This is a genomic window from Streptomyces sp. NBC_01803 (assembly GCF_035917415.1).
Classification (GTDB): domain Bacteria; phylum Actinomycetota; class Actinomycetes; order Streptomycetales; family Streptomycetaceae; genus Streptomyces.
Genome location: NZ_CP109073.1, coordinates 1,131,232 through 1,148,269 on the forward strand (window position 1 = coordinate 1,131,232; position 17,038 = coordinate 1,148,269).

A 17,038-nucleotide genomic window follows, 5' to 3' on the forward strand; every position below is an offset into this window, starting at 1 on the left:
GACGCACGAGCATCGGAAGTGACGCATGCAGTACGTTCGCTCCATGGCCCAGCCCGTGAAGCCCGTCCGTCCGCAGACGTCCTCCCAGCGCCTGAAGGTGCGCCGACTCCTGGCGTCGGCGGCGATGGAGCTCTTCGCGACGAAGGGCTACGAGGCCACCACGGTGGACGAGATCGCCGCCGCCGCGGGGGTCGCCCGGCGCACCTTCTTCCGGCACTTCCGCTCCAAGGAAGAGGCGATCTTCCCCGACCACGACGACACCCTGGAGCGCGCCGAGGCGGTCCTCGACGCGGCCCCGGCGCACGAGAACCCGATAGACACCGTGTGCCAGGGGATCAAGGAGGTCATGAAGATGTACGCGGCCTCCCCGGCCGTGTCGGTGCAGCGGTACCGGCTCACCCGGGAGGTCCCGGCACTGCGGGAGCGGGAGATCGCCTCCGTCGCCCGGTACGAGCGGCTCTTCACCCGGTATCTGCTCGGCCAGTTCGACGAGAACTCGCACAACGGCGACGAGCCGCTGCTCGCCGAGGTGGCCGCGGCGGCGGTGGTCACGGCGCACAACCACGTGCTGCGGCGCTGGCTGCGCCGCGGCGGCGAGGGCGACGTGGAGGCGGAGCTGGACCACGCCTTCGCCATCGTCCGCCGCACCTTCGGCGCCCTCCCGGCGATCGCGGCGGCGGCCCCGGCGGCCGTCGCGTCCGCGCGGGGTGAGGTCCTGGTGACGGTGGCGAGAACGGACGCCCCCCTGAGCGAGGTCATGCGCACGATCGAAACGGCGCTCCGCCGCAGATAGCCACCCGGCCCCCACCCAAGCCCCGGCCCCTCACGCCCCCGACGGCCCGAGCGGAACCGGAGCCCGCCCCGTAACCGGCCCGCCCCCGAGGGCCATCACCAGCCGAAGCCCAGGCCGGAGTCGAAGGCGCGTTCCGGGCCCAAGCCGAGGCCCGGGCGGGAGGCGGGCCGGTCGGCTGCTGCCGGCGGCCGGGGGACGGGGCGAGGTCAGGACGGGCCGGCGGGGCTCTCGGCGCGAGTCGGCGACGCGGTCCGGCTCCCCGCGGTGCTGTCGCCGGGGTGGCGCATGACGTCGCTCACATGGGACCGTATCAGCGGCAAATGAGCGAAATTGTCGGCACTCAGTGTCTTGCCGACTGGCACAGCGTGCCATACCGTGAACGTTATCCGGGCGCTGTCCCACCGCCACTCGCGGGCGCCGCGGATGCCTGCGTCACAGGCGGCTGCGTCACCCCCGCGGCCCACCACCACCGCCGCCGGACCGACGGCACAGCAACAGTTTCCATTCCTGTATCTGTCGTCCACTTCCATGCGTTCGGAGGCACCCGTGAAAGAGATCTTGGACGCGATCAACGCGTTGGAGAGCTCGGACAGCACGACGGAGGACTTCGCCGCGCTGTCACTCCCCGAGTCGTACCGCGCCGTGACCGTGCACAAGGACGAGGCCAGCATGTTCGAGGGCCTCTCCAGCCGTGAGAAGGATCCGCGCCGCTCCCTGCACCTGGATGACGTCCCGGTGCCCGAACTCGGTCCCGGTGAGGCGCTCGTCGCCGTCATGGCCAGCTCGGTCAACTACAACTCCGTGTGGACCTCGATCTTCGAGCCGGTGTCCACCTTCTCCTTCCTGGAGCGTTACGGAAGGCTCTCCCCGCTCACCAAGCGGCACGACCTGCCGTACCACGTCATCGGCTCGGACCTGTCCGGCGTGGTGCTCCGCACCGGCGTCGGGGTCAACGCCTGGAAGCCGGGGGACGAGGTCGTCGCCCACTGTCTGTCGGTGGAGCTGGAGTCCGCCGACGGGCACAACGACACCATGCTCGACCCCGAGCAGCGCATCTGGGGCTTCGAGACCAACTTCGGCGGCCTCGCCGAGATAGCCCTGGTCAAGTCCAACCAGCTCATGCCCAAGCCCCGCCACCTCTCCTGGGAGGAGGCCGCCGCCCCCGGCCTGGTGAACTCCACCGCCTACCGGCAGCTCGTCTCCCGCAACGGCGCCGGCATGAAGCAGGGCGACAACGTGCTGATCTGGGGTGCCAGCGGCGGTCTCGGCTCGTACGCCACGCAGTTCGCGCTGGCCGGCGGCGCCAACCCGATCTGTGTCGTCTCCAGCCCCGAGAAGGCGGACATCTGCCGCCGGATGGGCGCGGAGGCGATCATCGATCGCAACGCCGAGGGCTACAAGTTCTGGAAGGACGAGCACCACCAGGACCAGCGGGAGTGGCGCCGCTTCGGCGGCAAGATCCGCGAGCTGACCGGCGGCGAGGACGTGGACATCGTCTTCGAGCACCCCGGCCGGGAGACGTTCGGCGCCAGCGTCTACGTCACCCGCAAGGGCGGCACCATCGTGACCTGCGCCTCGACCTCCGGCTACGAGCACGTCTACGACAACCGCTACCTGTGGATGAGCCTGAAGCGCATCGTCGGCTCGCACTTCGCGAACTACCGCGAGGCGTGGGAGGCCAACCGCCTGATCGCCAAGGGCAAGATCCACCCGACGCTCTCCAAGACCTACACCCTGGAGCAGACCGGGCAGGCCGCCTTCGACGTGCACCGCAACCTCCACCAGGGCAAGGTCGGCGTCCTCGCCCTCGCCCCGGCCGAGGGCCTGGGCGTGCGGGACCCCCAGCTGCGCGCCAAGCACCTGGACTCCATCAACCGGTTCCGGGACGACTCGTCGGAGCGGACCGATGGACACAGCGGGAGCGAGTGAGATGGGCGCCAAACGGGACCGGCCGTGGCTGATGCGGACCTACGCCGGGCACTCCACCGCCGAGGCGTCCAACGAGCTGTACCGGCGCAACCTCGCCAAGGGTCAGACGGGCCTGTCGGTCGCGTTCGACCTGCCGACCCAGACCGGCTACGACCCCGACCACATCCTCGCCCGCGGCGAGGTCGGCCGGGTCGGCGTGCCCGTGGCGCACCTGGGCGACATGCGGAAGCTGTTCCACGGCATCCCGCTGGACCGCATGAACACCTCCATGACGATCAACGCCACCGCCATGTGGCTGCTCGCGCTCTACCGGACCGCGGCCGAGGAGCAGGGCGCCGACCCGGCCCTGCTCCAGGGCACGACGCAGAACGACATCGTCAAGGAGTACCTCTCACGCGGGACGTACGTCTTCCCGCCCGAGCCGTCCCTCCGGCTGACGACGGACATGATCGCGTACACCGTGCACCACGTGCCGAAGTGGAACCCGATCAACATCTGCAGCTACCACCTCCAGGAGGCCGGCGCCACGCCGGTCCAGGAGATCGCCTACGCGATGTCCACCGCCATCGCGGTGCTGGACGCCGTGCGCGACTCCGGCCAGGTGGCTCAGGACCGGCTCGGTGAGGTGGTCGCCCGCATCTCCTTCTTCGTCAACGCGGGCGTCCGCTTCGTCGAGGAGATGTGCAAGATGCGGGCCTTCACCCGTATCTGGGACAAGATCACGACCGAGCGGTACGGCATCGCCGACGCCAAGCAGCGCCGGTTCCGCTACGGCGTGCAGGTCAACTCGCTCGGCCTGACCGAGGCGCAGCCGGAGAACAACGTCCAGCGCATCGTCCTGGAGATGCTGGCCGTCACCCTCTCCCGCGACGCCCGCGCCCGCGCCGTGCAGCTCCCCGCCTGGAACGAGGCCCTCGGTCTGCCACGCCCCTGGGACCAGCAGTGGTCGCTGCGCATCCAGCAGGTGCTGGCCGAGGAGAGCGACCTGCTGGAGTACGAGGACATCTTCGAGGGCAGCCAGGTCATCGAGGCCAAGACCCAGGAGCTGGTCCGGGACTCGCTGGCCGAGATGGCGCGGATCGAGGAGATGGGCGGGGCGATGGCGGCCGTCGCCTCCGGTTATCTGAAGTCGGAGCTGGTCGCCTCGCACGCCAGGCGCCGGGCCCGCATCGAGTCGGGCGAGGAGAAGATCGTGGGCGTCAACGCCTACGAGTCGACCGAGCCCAGCCCGCTGACCGCCGACCTGGACACCGCGATCATGACGGTGGACCCCGACAACGAGGCCCGCGTCGTCGAGTCGCTGGAGGAGTGGCGCGGACGCCGCGACGCCGACGCCGTGCGGCGGGCGCTGGCCGAGCTGAAGCGGACCGCCGAGGGCGACGGAAATCTGATGATCCCGTCCCTGGTGTGCGCCCGTGAGGGCGTCACCACCGGCGAGTGGGCCGGGGCGCTGCGCGAGGTCTTCGGCGAGTACCGCGCGCCGACCGGTGTCAGCAGCGCGCCCGTGGCCGTCACGGCGGAGGAATCGGGCGGCGGCGAGCTGGCCGACGTTCGCCGCCGCGCCGCCGACACCGCCGCCGAGCTGGGTGTCGGCCGGCTGCGGCTGCTGGTCGGCAAGCCGGGTCTGGACGGGCACAGCAACGGTGCGGAGCAGATCGCCGTGCGCGCCAGGGACGCCGGGTTCGAGGTGATCTACCAGGGCATCCGGCTCACCCCGGAGCAGATCGTCTCGGCCGCCGTGGCCGAGGACGTGCACTGCGTGGGCCTGTCCATCCTCTCCGGCTCGCACGCCAAGCTGGTGCCCGACGTCCTGCGGCGGCTGCGCGAGGCCGGCGCCGGGGACATCCCCGTCGTGGTCGGTGGCATCATCCCCTCCGCCGACGGCGCGGCGCTGCGTGCCGCCGGGGTGGCCGCGGTGTTCACCCCGAAGGACTTCGGCATCACCGGGATCATCGGCCGTATCGTCAACGAGATCCGCATCGCCCACAAGCTCGACCCCCTGGAGGTTTCCTCATGAGCACCAACCGGCTGCGCGCGCGGCGTTCCTGTCTGGCCGTGCCCGGCAGCAGCCCGCGTTTCCTGGAGAAGGCGCAGGGGCTGCCGGCGGACCAGGTCTTCCTCGACCTGGAGGACGCCTGCGCGCCGATCGCCAAGGAAGGTGCCCGGCACACGGTGGTCCAGGCGCTCAACGAGGGCGACTGGGGCGACAAGATCAAGGTCGTCCGGGTCAACGACTGGACCACGCACTGGACCTACCGCGACGTGATCACCGTCGTGGAGGGCGCCGGCCCGAACCTGGACTGCATCATGCTGCCCAAGGTGCAGGACGCCGAGCAGGTGAAGGCGCTGGACCTGCTGCTCACCCAGATCGAGAAGACCATGGGCTTCGAGGTCGGCCGCATCGGCATCGAGGCGCAGATCGAGAACGCCAGGGGCCTGATCAACGTCGACGCCATCGCCGAGGCGTCGCCCCGGCTGGAGACGATCATCTTCGGCCCGGCCGACTTCATGGCGTCGATCAACATGAAGTCCCTGGTCGTGGGCGAGCAGCCGCCGGGCTACCCGGCCGACGCCTACCACTACATCCTGATGCGGATTCTGATGGCGGCCCGCGCCAACGACCTGCAGGCCATCGACGGCCCCTACCTCCAGATCCGCAACGTCGACGGCTTCACCGACGTCGCCAAGCGGGCCGCGGCACTGGGCTTCGACGGCAAGTGGGTGCTGCACCCCGGGCAGATCGACGCGGCCAACGAGGTCTTCTCCCCCAGCCAGGAGGACTACGACCACGCCGAGCTGATCCTGGACGCCTACGAGTTCTTCACCTCCAGCGAGGGCGGCGCCAAGGGCTCCGCGATGCTCGGCGACGAGATGATCGACGAGGCGAGCCGCAAGATGGCCCTGGTGGTCGCGGGCAAGGGCCGCGCGGCGGGCCTGACGCGCACCAGCAAGTTCGAGCCGCCCGCCGCCTGAGAGCGTCCAGAGCCGTGAGAGGAGTCCGCCCACCATGCAGTTCGGCCGCACCTACGAAGAGTTCGCCGTCGGGGATGTGTACAAGCACTGGCCCGGCAAGACGGTGACCGAGTACGACGACCACCTGTTCTGTCTGCTCACCATGAACCACCACCCGTTGCACATGGACGCCAACTACGCGGAGAAGACCACCGACTTCGGCCGCAACGTCGTCGTGGGCAACTACATCTACTCGCTGCTGCTGGGCATGTCCGTCCCGGACGTCTCCGGCAAGGCCATCGCCAACCTGGAGGTCGAGTCGCTGAAGCACGTGGCGCCGACCTTCCACGGCGACACCATCTACGGCGAGACCACCGTGCTGGACAAGACGCCGTCGCGCTCCCGGCCCGACCGGGGCATCGTGCACGTGGAGACCCGCGGCTTCAAGCAGGACGGCACCCTGGTCTGCGTCTTCCGCCGCAAGGTGATGGTGCCGACCGCCACCTACATCAAGGAGCGCGGCGGCGAGCAGCCCGGCCGCCCCGAGCCGCGCGGGAAGGAATGAGATGGGCAGGCTGGCGCAGACAGACGGACTGACCGAGATCCAGCGGGAGATCCTCTCCACCGTCCGTACCTTCGTCGAGAAGGAGATCATCCCGGTCGCGACCGAGCTGGAGCACCGGGACGAGTACCCGACCGAGATCGTCGAGGGCCTCAAGGACCTCGGGCTGTTCGGTCTGATGATCCCCGAGGAGTACGGCGGGCTCGGTGAGTCGCTCCTGACCTACGCGCTGTGCGTGGAGGAGATCGCCCGCGGCTGGATGAGCGTCTCGGGCATCATCAACACCCACTTCATCGTGGCGTACCTGCTCCTCCAGCACGGCACCCAGGAGCAGCGGGACCACTTCCTGCCGCGGATGGCGACCGGCGAGGTGCGCGGCGCGTTCTCCATGTCGGAGCCGGGCCTCGGCTCGGACGTGTCCGCGATCACCACCAAGGGCGTCAGGGCCGAGGACGGCGACGGGTACCTCCTGACCGGCCAGAAGATGTGGCTGACCAACGGCGGCTCGGCCAACCTGGTCGCGGTGCTGTGCCGCACCGACGAGGGCCTGCCCGAGGGCACCCCGCCGCACAAGTCGCTGACCACGTTCCTGGTGGAGAAGGAGCCGGGCTTCGGCGAGGTCAAGCCGGGGCTCACGGTCCCCGGCAAGATCGACAAGATGGGCTACAAGGGGGTCGACACCACCGAGCTGATCCTCGACGGCCTGCGCGTGCCGGCCGACCGGGTGCTCGGCGGGACCACCGGCCGCGGCTTCTACCAGATGATGGACGGCGTCGAGGTCGGCCGCGTCAACGTGGCGGCCCGCGGCTGCGGCGTCGCGCAGCGGGCGTTCGAGCTGGGCATCGCCTACGCGCAGCAGCGGCACACCTTCGGCAAGCCGATCGCGCAGCACCAGGCCATCCAGTTCAAGCTCGCCGAGATGGCCACCAAGGTCGAGGCGGCGCACGCGCTGATGGTGAAGGCGGCCAAGACGAAGGACGACGGCCGGCGCAACGACCTGGAGGCGGGGATGGCCAAGTACCTCGCGTCCGAGTACTGCAAGGAGGTCGTGGAGGACTCCTTCCGCATCCACGGCGGCTACGGCTTCTCCAAGGAGTACGAGATCGAGCGGCTCTACCGCGAGGCGCCGATGCTGCTCATCGGGGAGGGCACGGCCGAGATCCAGAAGATGATCGTCGGCCGCAGGCTCCTGGAGGAGTACAAGCTCCGCTCCTGAGCGGGCCCCGCCGGGGCGGCGCGGACACCGGGTCCGCGCCGCGCCCGGCCCTGAAGACCGGTCTGGCCCGGGGTGACGTCACCCCCCGGGCCAGACGGATTCTCCTCCGCCGTGCCGCGAGCGTGTGCCGGAAGCGCGCCGTCAGCGCCCCCCGCCGGGGCCTGAGCGGACAGGTCCGCGCCGCCGGGCGGAGCGGGGCCGGTGACGCGCCAAAGGCGCTCACCCCCGTGCGAATGCGGCGGACATCACCTGCGCCGGGCGGCACGTATCACAGTGACCCGCCCGCTGGCTTGCCGAGTTACGGTCCGAAACCTATAGCATCGACGCAGCCGCTCCGCTTCGAAGGGAAGGCGCGGCTTCCCCCGCTGACGAAGGTAAGGTCTCATGCCTCACCGCTCCATTCCGCTACCCAGCGGCCGGGTGCGCCTGGCGCGCGGCGCGTCGCCCTGGCTGGTGCCGACGGTGGCCGCCGCCGCGACCGGCCTGGTGAAGGCGCGTCACTCCGGTCGCTGGGCCGCGGTCGCCGTCCCCACCACCGCGCTCGCCGCCGGCATGCTCTGGTTCTTCCGCGACCCCGAGCGCGAGATCGGCCAGGGCCGGGTGATCTCCCCCGCCGACGGTGTGGTGCAGAGCATCATGCCGTGGCCCGACGGCCGCGTCCGGGTGGCGATCTTCATGAGCCCGCTGAACGTGCACGTCAACCGCGCTCCGGTGGCGGGCACGGTCGCCTCCATCGAGCACATCCCCGGCGGGTATGTGCCGGCGTTCAACAAGGAGAGCGAGCACAACGAGCGGGTCCTCTGGCGCTTCGACAGTGAGCTCGGCGACATCGAGATGATCCAGATCGCCGGCACGGTGGCCCGCCGGATCGTGCCGTACGTCCCCCAGGGCTGCAAGGTGGAGCAGGGCGACCGCGTCGGGCTGATCCGCTTCGGCTCGCGTGTCGACGTCTACCTCCCCGAGGGCATCGCGCCCGCGGTCGAAGTCGGCCAGCGCACGACCGCGGGAGTGACCCGACTTGACCGTGATTGACCGGAAGAGCGCGGTTTCCTGGGCTGCCGAGGACGACGAGGAGCCCGATGACCTGCCGCTGTCGATGCGGCTGTCGATAGCGGACACCCTGACGCTCTCCAACGCCACCTGCGGGTTCCTGGCGGTGTACTTCACCACCACCGGGGTGCTCATCCCTCACCTGCTGGACCGGGGCGACGCCGGCGTCGTGCGGAACAACGCGGCCACCGCCGTGCTGCTGATGCTGCTCGCCTCCGTCTTCGACCTCTTCGACGGCCTGGTGGCGCGCAAGCTGCGCAGCTCCGCCATGGGCGCCGAGCTGGACAACCTCTCGGACCTGATCAGCTTCGGGCTGGCCCCCGCCTACTTCGTCCTGGTGTGGGGGATGGTGGTCGGTGACATCCACGAGCCATTGTCGGCACTGGCCGCGATCGTGGTGCTACTGGCCGTGGTGCTCCGGCTGGCCAGATTCTCCTGTGTGACCGTGCCGAACGGCGTGTTCCAGGGCATGCCGAGCCCCTTCGGGGCGCTCACGGTGGTCTCCATCGTGCTGCTGGAGCTGCCCTTCACGCCGACGCTGCTCGCCATCCTCGGGGTCGCCTGGCTCATGGTGAGCCGCGTCGAGTACCCCAAGCCGCGCGGCACGCTCGCGGTCGCCATGCTGAGCTGGATCGTGCTCAGCATGGCCCTGCTGACCGCCTGGGCCTTCGACGCGCCCGGCGGCGAGCTGCTCCTCCAGACAGGCTGCTCGCTCCAGCTCGTGCTGGGCGCGGTGATCCCGCTCTTCGCGATGGTCCGCCGGGTGTACACCTTCCGCGACAACCGCCGCGAGGCGCGGGCCGGCGCCCAGTCGTGAGGTCCGGCGACGGGGCCCAAGAGCCCGTAGCACGCTGAGACCCGGACAACGAGAGGCCGGGGCCCGAACACCCAGTGTTCGGGCCCCGGCCTCCGTCACGTCGACGGTGGCGGCGCCGCGGGACACAGACCGTGCCGCGCGGCCGTACCGCGCGGCCGAGTGGCGGGGGCGCCGAGGGCGCCGGCGGCGGTCTGACGGTCGCGGAGGGCGTTGATGGCGCGGCCGGGCCGGCCGCGCGGGCGGCGAGCCGGGGCAGTCCTCGATACCAGGGCTTTCCCATGCTGCCGAACGGCACGCCGGCGCCGTGGGCCCGGCTGTCGTCGAAGGTGAGGCCGCGGACGGACAGGGGCGGGACGGCGCGGCCGTTGGACCAGCGCCGCGTTCGCGGCACCGTCCCTGGAACGCGGGGAGGTCGCGGGCTCCGCACGTACCCGACGGGCGTGGATGAACGCTGTCGGTGGGGCGTAGCAGAATGGCCCGCATGGAGCTGACCAAGAAGGGCCACGCCTGCGTCCGGCTGACCAAGGAGGGGCGCACCCTCGTCATCGACCCGGGGGCGTTCAGCGAGCAGGACGCGGCGGCCGGCGCGGACGCCCTGCTCGTGACGCACGAGCATGTGGACCACTTCGACGAGGGACGACTGCGGGCCGCCCTGGAGGCGAACGCGGCGGCGGAGCTGTGGACCCTGGCGAGCGTCGCCGACCAGCTCTCCGGGGCGTTCCCGGGACGGGTGCACACGGTCGGCAAGGGTGACACGTTCACCGCGGCCGGCTTCGAGGTGGAGGCGCACGGCGAGCTGCACGCGGTGATCCACCCGGATCTGCCGCGCGTGACGAACGTCGGCTTCGTGGTGGACGGCGATGTCTTCCACCCCGGGGACGCGCTGACCGTGCCGGGCCGCGAGGTGGGCACCCTGCTGCTTCCCGTGCACGCCCCGTGGAACAAGTTCGCCGAGATCGTGGACTATGTCCGGGAGGTCCGGCCCGAGCGCGCCGTCGCGGTGCACGACGGGCTGCTCTCCGACATCGGCCACCTGGTCTACGGGCGGAACCTGGGCCCCCAGGGGCCGGGGATCGGCGGCACCGCCTACGCCCGGCTCGTGCCCGGCGAGTCCACCACCGTCTGAGCAAGCGTCGTCGACCAGCGTCCGAGAGAGCCACCATGCGCATCGCCACCTGGAACATCAACTCGATCACCGTCCGCGTCGACCGGCTGCTGGCCTGGCTGGAGAGCAGCGGCACGGACGTGCTCTGCCTCCAGGAGCTGAAGTGCGACGCGGCGGCATTCCCCGCCGAGCGGCTGCGCGAGGTCGGATACGAGGCGGCGGTGCACGCCGACGGCCGGTGGAACGGGGTGGCGGTGCTCTCCCGGGTCGGCCTGGCGGAGGTCGAGACCGGGCTGCGCGGCGGGCCGGAGTTCGATGGGAAGGCCGAGCCGCGCGCGGTCGGCGCGACGTGCGGCGGGGTGCGCGTCTGGTCGGTGTATGTGCCGAACGGCCGGGAGGTCGGGCATCCGCACTTCGCGTACAAGCTGCGGTGGCTGGCCGCGCTGCGGGAGACGGTGGCCCAGGACGCGGCGGGCGAGCGGCCGTTCGCGGTGCTCGGCGACTTCAACGTCGCGCCGGCCGACGAGGACGTGCACGACATCACGCTGTTCGAGGGCGCCACGCATGTGACGGACGTGGAGCGAGCCGCGCTGGCGGCGCTGCGCGAGACGGGCCTGACGGACGTCGTGCCGCGCCCGCTGAAGTACGACCACCCGTACACGTATTGGGATTACCGGCAGCTCTGCTTCCCGAAGAACCGGGGCATGCGGATCGACCTGGTCTACGGCAACGGCGCGTTCGCGGGCGCGGTCAAGGACGCCTATGTGGACCGCGAGGAGCGCAAGGGCAAGGGCGCCTCCGATCACGCTCCGGTGGTGGTCGACCTGGACCCGCGCTAGGGCGCTGGGGTCCGTCTTCCCAAGGGTCGTCCGGCCGCCCACGGCGTCTGGTGCGTGCGAGCGCGAGGCGCCGGATCGTCCTCGGACGCATGGGGCCCCCGGACGGAGTCTGGGGGAGGACGCGGGCGCTTCGGCGACGCGGCGAGCGTGCGTGCCGGGCGTCGGAGGCAGGGCGGCCTCGTCGAGGACGGGCCCTGGGCCCGGAGCGCGCCTGTGGTGCCGGATGCTCCGGAGGTGGGACGCTAGGCCACATGAACATCCCTTTCCTGGACAACTGGCGCAAGAGGCCCGCCGCGACAGCGACCGGCGCCTGGTCGGATCCCGAAGGGGTGGCCCAGCTCCTGTCGGAGTGCGATCTGCTGCGGGACCGGGCGGAGCGGGCCGGAGTGGTGCTCGGCGACAGCCCGGTCTCCCTGGAGGCCCTGGACCAGCTTCTGCCGCGCTGGCGGGACGACCCGGAGGAGCTGCCCCGGCTGGCGAACGACGCGGGGCTGTATCTGGGCACCGTCATCGTCCGGACCGTGCCCGGGGCACGGTGGGAGCCGGGCCCGGAGGGACGGCCCATCGTGGTGATGGCCTCGGGCCGGGAGGTGGACGTGGTGGCCGCCGGGCAGGAGTGGGCGGACACCGGCACTCCGGAGCTGTCCCAGGTCTATGCCGAGGTCGCCGAGTCATGAGGGGCGTGGCGTTCGCGGGCATGGGGTCCGAGCCCGTCGCCGACGTCCCGGGACCCCCCGGCTAGGCGCGCGATACCGGTGACTTCGCTGATCCAGGGCGACGCTGGGCACGATTCACCTCTCCGGACCCCGACCCTCCCGGCGCATCCTCGCGAGTGCGACGTTACGGCTGTGGATGCCGCCGGGTGTGCCGCCGGAGGACGGTCATGACGTCGCACTCGACGGCCGAACCAGCCGCATGTCACCGATAGTGCGGCTAGCCGCTGAAGGTGATGGCGTACTCCAGCCGCCAGCGGTCGCCGAGGACCACGGTGTCCGAGGTCTCCACCGGGCGGTCGTCCGCGTCGTAGTGCGTGCGCTCCACGGCGGTCACGCACTGCCCGGGGACGCAGCCGAGCGCGTCCGCCTCCGGGCTCGTCGCGGGGCGGGAGCCGACGATCTCCTTGGCGTGGACGACCCGGATGCCGATGGCCGCGAACCGGCCCCGCACACCGCGCCGGGCATAGGGCCCGCGCTCGGGGAACGCCACCTCCGTGCCCTCGGTGAGCGCTAACGGCTCCCAGCTCGTGACCAGCTGGAGGGGGCGGCGATCGGCCAGGTATTCATACTGGGTGCACATCACGCGCTCGCCCGGCCGGACCCGCAGCCGCTCCGCGATCGCGGGCGGCGCGACCGTGGAGGTGGAGGCCGCTTCCCAGGCGAGGTCCGGCTGCTTGCCCCGGGAGCGGTCCGGGACACTGATCCTGGCGGCCAGCGGCGAGTCCACCGCGTCGGTGGAGCGCAGGAGGGCGCCGATCGGCGCGCGGTCGCTGACGAACACTCCCCGGCCGAACTGGCCGGTGGCATACCCGGCGGCCTTCAGCACTCGTACCGCCCGGTCCACCGTCTGATCGCTGGCCTTGTAGGTCCGCTTGAGCTCGGCCCGGGAAGGAATCCGCGCTCCCACCACGAGCATGCCCTCGTCGATCTGCTGTCGCAGGTCGTCGGCGATCCGCTGGTACACCGGTCGGCCGTCGCCCATCCGCGTCTCCCTTCGCAGGCTGTGCGTTCCGCTGGTCTCCCCAACGCCAGGCTACGTCACACCCCGTCAGAGATCCTTACTAGTGGTGAGCTTCGGGTGTGGGCTTGTGGCACCGCGTGTCACATCCTTGACCAACTCGACCACATCCGGCCCGTACGCCTGGGAGTTGACGACTTTCAGCAGCAGGCAGAAGTCGCCGCCCGAGCCGTGCTTGCGGGCCAGTCTCCGGTGGTGCCTGACCAGGTAGCGGGTGGCGGCCTGGCTCGCGATCGGCCGCTGGCCGCAGGCGAGGAAGACCGGGCGGCCCTCCTGCCCCGCCGTCAGCCGCGCCAGCAGGACGTACTCGACCGAGCCGTTCGCCAGCCGGTACCGGTCGCCGCCGATGAGGAACGCGCCCCGGTCGGGGCCGTGTTCGGCGTCCGTGTCGACCGTGACGCCCGGCAGCAGGCTCCGCAGGTGGTCGGCCATGCGGCGGTTGGCGACCGGTCCGCCGACGCAGAACTCCGTGCGCTCGCCGAAGCCCTGCCGGACGGTCTCCCCCGAGATGAGCTGGGTCGTCGCCTTGCAGTTCTTGATCACGGCGGCCAGCTCCAGCAGCGCGAGGACGTCGTTGCGCCCGACCGCGCCGTCCGATCCGGTGTCGCGGCTGACCACCAGCAGGCATTCGGAGTGCTCCGGCAGCCCGAAGAAGGTCTGGAGGCGGCGCAGCGAGCGCTCCGACAGATAGCTCCGCAGGAACCAGCCGAGCAGCAGCGCGGCGATCGCCGTGGCCCCCACGGCGATCACGAGCGAGCGGGCGTCGTCAGTCATGGCCGGGAATCTACCGGGGCGCCGCTCGGGCGACGAGGGCCCGGGACCGCCGGGGACCGCCGGGGCTCCGCGACGTCACCGCCGGAAGCCCCCGATCACCGGGGGAAACATGATCGAATCGGCGACGTTACGTCCACGGTCTTGCCACGGTCTGTAACGGCTCCTACGGTCTGATTCCATCGACACCTTTGTCTACACGTGTCAACTCTGGCGGCTGCCACGAGGACGGGAGCAAGACATGGCCACAACAGTGCGTGCGGCGCTGGTGCAGGCGACCTGGACCGGCGACGCCGGGTCGATGATCGACAAGCACGAGGAGTACGCCCGCGAGGCGGCCCGGCAGGGCGCCCAGGTGATGGGTTTCCAGGAGGTCTTCAACGCGCCGTACTTCTGCCAGGTGCAGGAGGCCGAGCACTACCGCTGGGCCGAGCCGGTGCCGGACGGGCCGACCGTGACCCGGATGCGGGAGCTGGCCCGGGAGACCGGCATGGTGCTGGTGGTCCCGGTCTTCGAGGTCGAGCAGTCCGGCCACTACTACAACACGGCCGCCGTCATCGACGCCGACGGGAGCTACCTCGGCAAGTACCGCAAGCACCACATCCCGCAGGTCAAGGGCTTCTGGGAGAAGTACTACTTCAAGCCGGGGAACCTGGGCTGGCCGGTCTTCGACACGGCCGTCGGCCGGATCGGCGTCTACATCTGCTACGACCGGCACTTCCCGGAGGGCTGGCGCGAACTCGGCCTGGCGGGCGCGCAGCTGGTCTACAACCCCTCGGCGACCTCGCGCGGTCTCTCGGCCCACCTGTGGCAGCTGGAGCAGCCGGCCGCCGCCGTGGCCAACGAGTACTTCGTCGCCGCCATCAACCGGGTCGGCACCGAGCCCTACGGGGACAACGACTTCTACGGCACGAGCTACTTCGTGGACCCGCGCGGGCAGTTCGTCGGCGACGTGGCCAGCGACAGCAAGGAGGAGCTCGTCGTCCGCGATCTCGACCTCGGCCTCATCGAGGAAGTCCGACAGCAGTGGGCGTTCTACCGCGACCGCCGCCCCGACGCCTACCAGGGCCTGGTGCGGCCGTGACGCGCCCGCCGGGAGCCCCGGGGACGCACGAGACGCTGCTGGCCCGGCACCGGGCCGTGCTGCCCGACTGGCTGGCCCTCTACTACGAGCGGCCGATCGAGATCACCCACGGCGAGGGCCGCCACGTCTGGGACGCCGAGGGCAACCGCTACCTCGACTTCTTCGGCGGCATCCTCACCACGATGACCGCGCACGCCCTGCCCGAGGTGACCAAGGCGGTCGCCGAACAGGCGGGCCGCGTCCTGCACACCTCCACGCTCTACCTCGACCGGCCGATGGTCGAGCTGGCCGAGCGGATCGCCGTGCTGTCCGGCATCCCGGACGCCCGGGTCTTCTTCACCACCTCGGGCACCGAGGCCAACGACACGGCGCTGCTGCTGGCCACCGCCCTGCGGGGCTCCAACCAGGTGCTCGCGATGCGCAACAGCTACCACGGCAGGTCGTTCTCGACCGTGGGCATCACGGGCAACTCGGCCTGGTCGCCCACGAGTCTGTCGCCGCTCCAGACGCTGTACGTGCACGGCGGCGTCCGCACGCGCGGGCCGTTCGCCGCGCTGTCGGACGAGGGGTTCACGGCGGCGTGCGTCGCGGACCTGCGGGACATGCTGGACCAGACGCGGGGGAACGTGGCGGCGCTGATCGCCGAGCCGGTGCAGGGCGTCGGCGGCTTCACCTCCGGCCCTGACGGCCTGTTCGCGGCCTTCCGGTCGGTGCTGGCCGAGCGGGGCATCCTGTGGATCAGCGATGAGGTGCAGACCGGCTGGGGCCGTACGGGCGATCACTTCTGGGGCTGGCAGGCGCACGCCGCGCAAGGGCCGCCGGACATGCTGACGTTCGCCAAGGGCATCGGCAACGGCATGTCCATCGGCGGCGTGGTGGCGCGGGCCGAGGTGATGAACTGCCTGGACGCGAACTCGATCTCGACCTTCGGCGGCTCCCCCGTCACCATGGCGGCGGGCCTGGCCAACCTGGGCTATGTGCTGGAGCACGACCTCCAGGGGAACGCCCGGCGGGTCGGCGGCCTGCTGCTGGAGCGGCTGCGCGGCGCGGCGGCCGGTCTCGACATCGTCCGCGAGGTGCGCGGGCGCGGTCTGATGATCGGCATGGAGCTGGTGGCTCCCGGCACGGACGAACCGTGCCCCGAGGCGGCCTCGCTGATCCTGGAGGCGGCCCGTGCGAGCGGCCTCCTCCTGGGCAAGGGCGGCGGCCCCGGGGGCAGCGTCCTGCGGATCGCTCCCCCGCTGACCCTGACGGTGGCCGAGGCCGAGGAGGGCGCGACCCTGCTGGCGGCGGCCCTGAAGGAGGCCCGCGCGAACCTGTGCTGAGCGCCGCCCGCGCGGGGCCGAGCACCCGAGGACGGCGGGCCGGTCTCCGCTCGCCATCGCGGGAGCGGGCGGCCCGTCGTCCCCGGCCGGTCCCCGGCCGTGCGTGGGTGGGCGGGCGCGCGGGTGGGGATCAGCCGCCGTAGGTCTCGATGCCCGCGATCAGCCAGTGGCCGTCGCGGTGGACGGCCTCGACGGCGAGGGCGGCGGGGGCGTACAGCGTCTCGGCCTCCTCCTCGTCCTCCTCGGCGGCCTGGGCGCTGCTCTGGTCGGCGTAGAGCAGGAGGCGGGCGCGGTCGCCCTCGATCACCTCGACCCCGGCGTGGGTGACGGTCGTGGTGAGCACCATGCGCTGCTCCTCGCCCGCTTCCAGGACCGGGGCGAGGAGGGTCGCGTGCTGCTCCACCGCGTCGCCGGTCAGCCACTCCTCGGCGGCGGACGCCGTGCGCTCCGGGGAGGCGAAGTCGTAGGAGAAGAGCTCGTTGACGGCTTGCGAGACGGTGCCGATGACCTCGCTGGTGGCGACCGGGTCGCTGAGGGCCGTGTTCCGGGTGGCCGGGTCGTCCTTCAGGCTGTCCGCCTCCGCGTTCGCCCACAAGGCGAAGCCGCCGAGGAGGACCGCGATCAGGCCGAGGATCGCGGGGACGAGCAGCGCCGAGCGGCCCGTCCGTTCCCGCTTCTCCTTCTTCCGCCTCGGTTCCTTCTCCGGCTTCGGCTTCCGCTTCTGCTCCGGGTCCGGGCGGCGCGGCGGCTCCTCGCCCGTCGGCGGCTGCGACGGGGCGTCCGTGCGGGCCGCCAGGCGGCGCTGACGGTTGACGAGGTGGCGGGTCATTGACATGGGCTGGTCCTTCCGGCCTTCTGCTC

The 17,038-nt window shown here is 71.4% G+C and carries 16 protein-coding genes; 13 read left to right on the top strand and 3 right to left on the bottom strand.

What is annotated here, in order from left to right:
* Positions 1-25 precede the first annotated feature (25 nt).
* The 11 genes from OIE51_RS04595 to OIE51_RS04645 all read left to right on the top strand — a co-directional run bounded on the left by OIE51_RS04595 (position 26) and on the right by OIE51_RS04645 (position 11,940).
* On the top strand, positions 26-793 hold the full coding sequence (locus OIE51_RS04595; protein ID WP_326595697.1) for a TetR family transcriptional regulator: 768 nt from the start codon (positions 26-28) through the stop codon (positions 791-793).
* A gap of 546 nt (positions 794-1,339) precedes the next feature.
* Complete coding sequence (ccrA, locus tag OIE51_RS04600) at positions 1,340-2,722, top strand: crotonyl-CoA carboxylase/reductase (protein ID WP_326595699.1); 1,383 nt, start codon at positions 1,340-1,342, stop codon at positions 2,720-2,722.
* Between the two features lies 1 nt (position 2,723).
* The gene (locus OIE51_RS04605; protein WP_326595701.1) at positions 2,724-4,739 is read left to right on the top strand and encodes a protein meaA; all 2,016 of its coding nucleotides are present in this window, start codon (positions 2,724-2,726) and stop codon (positions 4,737-4,739) included.
* Positions 4,736-5,695 (top strand): HpcH/HpaI aldolase/citrate lyase family protein, encoded by a 960-nt coding sequence (locus tag OIE51_RS04610; protein WP_326595702.1) that lies wholly within the window; start codon positions 4,736-4,738, stop codon positions 5,693-5,695. Before OIE51_RS04605 ends, OIE51_RS04610 begins: the two co-directional genes overlap by 4 nt.
* 34 nt (positions 5,696-5,729) lie before the next feature.
* Positions 5,730-6,239, top strand: coding sequence for a MaoC family dehydratase (locus OIE51_RS04615; RefSeq protein ID WP_326595704.1), 510 nt, complete (start codon positions 5,730-5,732; stop codon positions 6,237-6,239).
* A gap of 1 nt (position 6,240) precedes the next feature.
* Entirely contained in the window at positions 6,241-7,452 is a 1,212-nt protein-coding gene (locus OIE51_RS04620; protein WP_326595707.1) for an acyl-CoA dehydrogenase family protein, read from the top strand.
* Positions 7,453-7,836: 384 nt separating this feature from the next.
* Entirely contained in the window at positions 7,837-8,484 is a 648-nt protein-coding gene (locus OIE51_RS04625; protein WP_326595709.1) for a phosphatidylserine decarboxylase, read from the top strand.
* Positions 8,471-9,319, top strand: coding sequence for a CDP-diacylglycerol--serine O-phosphatidyltransferase (gene pssA, locus OIE51_RS04630; protein WP_326595711.1), 849 nt, complete (start codon positions 8,471-8,473; stop codon positions 9,317-9,319). Before OIE51_RS04625 ends, pssA begins: the two co-directional genes overlap by 14 nt.
* A gap of 481 nt (positions 9,320-9,800) precedes the next feature.
* Positions 9,801-10,445, top strand: coding sequence for an MBL fold metallo-hydrolase (locus OIE51_RS04635; protein ID WP_326595713.1), 645 nt, complete (start codon positions 9,801-9,803; stop codon positions 10,443-10,445).
* A gap of 35 nt (positions 10,446-10,480) precedes the next feature.
* On the top strand, positions 10,481-11,263 hold the full coding sequence (locus OIE51_RS04640) for an exodeoxyribonuclease III (protein ID WP_326595714.1): 783 nt from the start codon (positions 10,481-10,483) through the stop codon (positions 11,261-11,263).
* 251 nt (positions 11,264-11,514) lie between these two features.
* Positions 11,515-11,940 carry a DUF6278 family protein gene (locus OIE51_RS04645; RefSeq protein WP_326595715.1) on the top strand — a complete coding sequence of 142 codons (426 nt, stop codon included), beginning with the start codon at positions 11,515-11,517 and terminating at the stop codon, positions 11,938-11,940.
* A 256-nt stretch (positions 11,941-12,196) separates the two neighbouring features.
* Here the strand turns inward: OIE51_RS04645 and OIE51_RS04650 are convergent, their stop codons facing one another.
* Together OIE51_RS04650 and OIE51_RS04655 are read right to left on the bottom strand one after the other, a co-directional pair.
* Positions 12,197-12,961 (bottom strand): GntR family transcriptional regulator, encoded by a 765-nt coding sequence (locus OIE51_RS04650; RefSeq protein WP_326595718.1) that lies wholly within the window; start codon positions 12,959-12,961, stop codon positions 12,197-12,199.
* 66 nt (positions 12,962-13,027) lie between these two features.
* Positions 13,028-13,771: a hypothetical protein gene (locus OIE51_RS04655; RefSeq protein ID WP_326595720.1), complete on the bottom strand. Its 744-nt coding sequence runs from the start codon at positions 13,769-13,771 to the stop codon at positions 13,028-13,030.
* Positions 13,772-14,009: 238 nt separating this feature from the next.
* On the opposite strand from OIE51_RS04655, the gene OIE51_RS04660 reads away from it, so the two are divergent.
* A complete protein-coding gene (locus tag OIE51_RS04660) occupies positions 14,010-14,852 on the top strand; it encodes a nitrilase-related carbon-nitrogen hydrolase (protein ID WP_326595721.1) in 843 nt (280 codons plus the stop codon).
* The gene (locus OIE51_RS04665) at positions 14,849-16,177 is read left to right on the top strand and encodes an aspartate aminotransferase family protein (RefSeq protein WP_326595723.1); all 1,329 of its coding nucleotides are present in this window, start codon (positions 14,849-14,851) and stop codon (positions 16,175-16,177) included. Before OIE51_RS04660 ends, OIE51_RS04665 begins: the two co-directional genes overlap by 4 nt.
* Positions 16,178-16,307: 130 nt before the next feature.
* On the opposite strand, the gene OIE51_RS04670 is transcribed toward OIE51_RS04665, so the two are convergent.
* Complete coding sequence (locus tag OIE51_RS04670; protein WP_326595725.1) at positions 16,308-17,012, bottom strand: hypothetical protein; 705 nt, start codon at positions 17,010-17,012, stop codon at positions 16,308-16,310.
* Between the last annotated feature and the right edge of the window lie 26 nt (positions 17,013-17,038).

Coding starts and splice junctions, on each gene's coding strand:
- OIE51_RS04615 (WP_326595704.1), top strand. CDS start 5,730: ATGCAGTTCGGCCGCACCTACGAAGAGTTCGCCGTCGGGGATGTGTAC.
- OIE51_RS04610 (WP_326595702.1), top strand. CDS start 4,736: ATGAGCACCAACCGGCTGCGCGCGCGGCGTTCCTGTCTGGCCGTGCCC.
- OIE51_RS04635 (WP_326595713.1), top strand. CDS start 9,801: ATGGAGCTGACCAAGAAGGGCCACGCCTGCGTCCGGCTGACCAAGGAG.
- OIE51_RS04625 (WP_326595709.1), top strand. CDS start 7,837: ATGCCTCACCGCTCCATTCCGCTACCCAGCGGCCGGGTGCGCCTGGCG.
- OIE51_RS04660 (WP_326595721.1), top strand. CDS start 14,010: ATGGCCACAACAGTGCGTGCGGCGCTGGTGCAGGCGACCTGGACCGGC.
- OIE51_RS04595 (WP_326595697.1), top strand. CDS start 26: ATGCAGTACGTTCGCTCCATGGCCCAGCCCGTGAAGCCCGTCCGTCCG.
- OIE51_RS04670 (WP_326595725.1), bottom strand. CDS start 17,012: ATGTCAATGACCCGCCACCTCGTCAACCGTCAGCGCCGCCTGGCGGCC.
- OIE51_RS04640 (WP_326595714.1), top strand. CDS start 10,481: ATGCGCATCGCCACCTGGAACATCAACTCGATCACCGTCCGCGTCGAC.
- OIE51_RS04605 (WP_326595701.1), top strand. CDS start 2,724: ATGGGCGCCAAACGGGACCGGCCGTGGCTGATGCGGACCTACGCCGGG.
- OIE51_RS04650 (WP_326595718.1), bottom strand. CDS start 12,961: ATGGGCGACGGCCGACCGGTGTACCAGCGGATCGCCGACGACCTGCGA.
- OIE51_RS04655 (WP_326595720.1), bottom strand. CDS start 13,771: ATGACTGACGACGCCCGCTCGCTCGTGATCGCCGTGGGGGCCACGGCG.
- OIE51_RS04620 (WP_326595707.1), top strand. CDS start 6,241: ATGGGCAGGCTGGCGCAGACAGACGGACTGACCGAGATCCAGCGGGAG.
- OIE51_RS04645 (WP_326595715.1), top strand. CDS start 11,515: ATGAACATCCCTTTCCTGGACAACTGGCGCAAGAGGCCCGCCGCGACA.